Source organism: Halalkalicoccus subterraneus (assembly GCF_003697815.1).
GTDB lineage: Archaea > Halobacteriota > Halobacteria > Halobacteriales > Halalkalicoccaceae > Halalkalicoccus > Halalkalicoccus subterraneus.
Map to the genome: position 1 here is coordinate 1 of NZ_RDQG01000070.1, position 2,884 is coordinate 2,884.

Sequence of the window (2,884 nt, forward strand, 5' to 3'; positions counted from 1 at the left end):
GGGTAGTGGACGTTCGAGTGCAGCACCCGATCCAGCACCACGGCCGGGATGTCCTTGTCGTACTCGTACTTGTTGCGCTCTCCCTTGAGACACTCGACGACCGCGTAGATCTCTTCGGGCGAGTTCGGTCCCGTCTCCAAGTCTTCCCAGAGGTTCGCCATCGTCCGTGTCTGTTCCGGGCGGGGAAAAAGTCCTTTCGACTATTCCCTTCGAGTTACCGACAGGACTATGTACTGTGACATCATATATTGTACATCAGTCTCTGCTGGTGGATTTGACGGAATTAGCGAGTAGTATGAGTTAAAACAAACGGATTGGTTGACAACTGTTAAATAGGCGGATGACATGTTCTATACTGATGTCAGAGGCACAAGCGGTTCCGGGCACTCAGCGAACAGCACACGATCTGACCGCCTTTCAACACAACATCCTCGTCATCCTCGGTGAGGAGCCGATGTACGGGCTGGCGATTAAGCGCGAACTCGAGAGCTACTACGACACCGAGGTCAACCACGGGCGGCTCTATCCCAACCTCGACGATCTGGTCGAGCGCGGGCTGGTCGAGAAGAGCGAACTCGACAAGCGCACCAACCAGTACGAGCTCACCGAGGACGGGTACGAAACGGTGCTGGGTCAACTGAACTGGGTCTTCTCGAAGATCGTTACCGACGAGGAGCGCGCCGAGGACGTCCAGTCGCTCATTGGTGCGCAGAACTAATCGGGATCATTTTTCGCGAGACGTTCGACGTACTCTAGTGAGCGCTCTATCGCGTCTTTTTGATCCTCGCTCGGCCACACGTTCCTGACGAAGTACTCCGCGAGGAACTCCTCGCGTTCCGAGGGTGTGGCGTCGTCGATCCGCTTCGCGTAGTGGTTGCCAATGAAGTCCGCGAAGGCCTCGGCGTTCTCGCCGTGGACCTCGCCGTGAGCCTCTCGAACCGCCCGTGCGACCGCCCGGTTGTGCGCCTCGACGCGGTCCCAGTCGTCGGGACTCTCCGGCCCGGCGACCTGCACCTCGATCGCCCGGTCGACGTCCTCGATCCTGTCGGTTCGGATCCGGCCGTCCCCGACCCAGTCGGTGGGGTGGAGCACGAGCGTCTCGGTCGCGTCGCCCTCGCGGACGCGCGCGGTGAACCCATGTTCGGCGAGCGATCGTGCGCGGCGGGTCCGGTAGGCGCTCGCTTCCTCGGGGTCGACCGCCCGTCGTGCGAGCTTCGTCAGCCGGGTCGCCTCCTCGATCGTCTCCTCGGGTAGCTCAGCCATGTTCGAACGCCTCGTTCACCAGTTCGTCCGCGCGCTCGTTTACCTCCCGCGGTACGTGTGTGATCGACCACTCGTCGAACCCCCCCAGAAGCTCGTGGACGCGGACCCGGCGCTCGCGCATCCCGGGATCGTTGGCGTCCCATTCCCCGCGGGTCTGTTTGACGACCAGTTGGGAGTCCCCCCGAATCTCGACGTCGTCGAAGCCGTAGTCGATGGCGACCTCGAGCCCGCGAATCAGTGCCTCGTACTCCGCGCGGTTGTTCGTCGTCTCACCGATCCGTTCGCCCCCGTCAGCGACGATCCCGTCGCCCGAAACGAGCACCCAACCGATCGCCGCCGGGCCGGGGTTACCGCGGCTCCCTCCGTCGAAGTAGAGGTGGACACGACCGCCGCCGTCCCGCAGGATCGACTCGATGTCGGCGGGCCGCGCACCCTGAACGACGACCGTCTCTTCGTAGGCGATCGCGTTCGCCTCGCCGAGGCGTGCTCGCCAGCGCTCGTGGTCGGTGTTGCCGTCCTCGATGGTCGCACCGGCGGCGGCCAGTTTCTCGCGAGCCTCGTCCGGGTCGTGGGGAACGGAGGGCATTGTCTGACGCTCGCAGGTTGTGGGATATATCGGTTCTGATCCGTCTTCAGCGTGCCGTCCGACCGATATCGGCCGTGTATCGACCGTGTACATCAGTTCGTCCCATCGAAGGCGACGCTGACGATCTCGACATTGACCGAGGATTTAAGTGATTTGATTACACTACTATTTAAGTGCGATGACACGGTCTACCCGTCAGCGGGAGCGCGAGCAGGAGGCGGAGCAAACCGAAGGAACCAGCGATGGGGAGGCGGTACGTACCTGTCCGGAGTGTGCCTCGGACAACCTCATCAAGAGTTCCGATCGGGGGGAACTCATCTGCGATGACTGTGGCCTGGTCGTCGAGGAGGGCAACATCGACCCCGGGCCCGAGTGGCGGGCGTTCAACCACTCCGAGCGCCAGAGCAAATCGCGGGTGGGCGCGCCGACCACCCAGACGATGCACGACAAGGGGCTGACCACCACCATCGACTGGAAGGACAAGGACGCCTACGGCCGGTCGATCTCCTCGAAGAAGCGAAGCCAGATGCACCGGCTGCGAAAGTGGCAGGAGCGCATCCGCACGAAGGACGCCGGCGAGCGCAACCTCCAGTTCGCGCTCAGCGAGATCGACCGCATGGCCTCGGCACTGGGCGTCCCCCGCTCGGTACGCGAGGTCGCCTCCGTGATCTATCGACGCGCGCTCAGCGAGGACCTCATCCGCGGCCGATCCATCGAGGGCGTCGCCACCGCGGCGCTGTACGCGGCCTGCCGGAAGGAGGGCATTCCTCGGAGCCTCGAGGAGATCAGCGAGGTCTCGCGAGTCGAGCGAAAGGAGATTGGCCGGACCTATCGGTACATCTCCCAGGAGCTCGGCCTCGAGATGCGCCCCGTCGATCCGAAGAAATACGTTCCCCGATTCTGCTCCGAACTCGAACTCTCCGAGGAAGTACAGTCGAAAGCCAACGAGATCATCGAAACCACCGCCGAAAAGGGCCTGCTCTCGGGGAAGTCCCCGACGGGCTATGCCGCCGCGGCGATCTACGCCGCCTCGCT

Annotated in this window: 5 protein-coding genes; 2 read left to right on the forward strand and 3 right to left on the reverse strand. The window is 63.0% G+C overall.

The window, feature by feature from the left end:
* Window positions 1-161, reverse strand: a 161-nt coding sequence (locus EAO80_RS15205; protein ID WP_368280555.1) for an inorganic diphosphatase, incomplete at its 3' end; no start/stop codon positions are given.
* A 197-nt stretch (window positions 162-358) separates the two neighbouring features.
* On the opposite strand from EAO80_RS15205, the gene EAO80_RS15210 reads away from it, so the two are divergent.
* Window positions 359-718: a PadR family transcriptional regulator gene (locus EAO80_RS15210; RefSeq protein ID WP_122090723.1), complete on the forward strand. Its 360-nt coding sequence runs from the start codon at window positions 359-361 to the stop codon at window positions 716-718.
* Here the strand turns inward: EAO80_RS15210 and EAO80_RS15215 are convergent.
* The gene (locus EAO80_RS15215; RefSeq protein ID WP_122090724.1) at window positions 715-1,263 is read right to left on the reverse strand and encodes a DUF7108 family protein; all 549 of its coding nucleotides are present in this window, start codon (window positions 1,261-1,263) and stop codon (window positions 715-717) included. The genes EAO80_RS15210 and EAO80_RS15215 overlap by 4 nt on opposite strands.
* On the reverse strand, window positions 1,256-1,849 hold the full coding sequence (rnhA, locus tag EAO80_RS15220; RefSeq protein WP_122090725.1) for a ribonuclease HI: 594 nt from the start codon (window positions 1,847-1,849) through the stop codon (window positions 1,256-1,258). The genes EAO80_RS15215 and rnhA overlap by 8 nt, the downstream gene beginning before the upstream one ends.
* A 178-nt stretch (window positions 1,850-2,027) precedes the next feature.
* On the opposite strand from rnhA, the gene EAO80_RS15225 reads away from it, so the two are divergent.
* On the forward strand, window positions 2,028-2,884 hold an 857-nt coding region (locus tag EAO80_RS15225), incomplete at its 3' end, for a transcription initiation factor IIB (RefSeq protein WP_122090726.1).

Coding starts and splice junctions, on each gene's coding strand:
- EAO80_RS15210 (WP_122090723.1), top strand. CDS start 359: ATGTCAGAGGCACAAGCGGTTCCGGGCACTCAGCGAACAGCACACGAT.
- rnhA (WP_122090725.1), bottom strand. CDS start 1,849: ATGCCCTCCGTTCCCCACGACCCGGACGAGGCTCGCGAGAAACTGGCC.
- EAO80_RS15215 (WP_122090724.1), bottom strand. CDS start 1,263: ATGGCTGAGCTACCCGAGGAGACGATCGAGGAGGCGACCCGGCTGACG.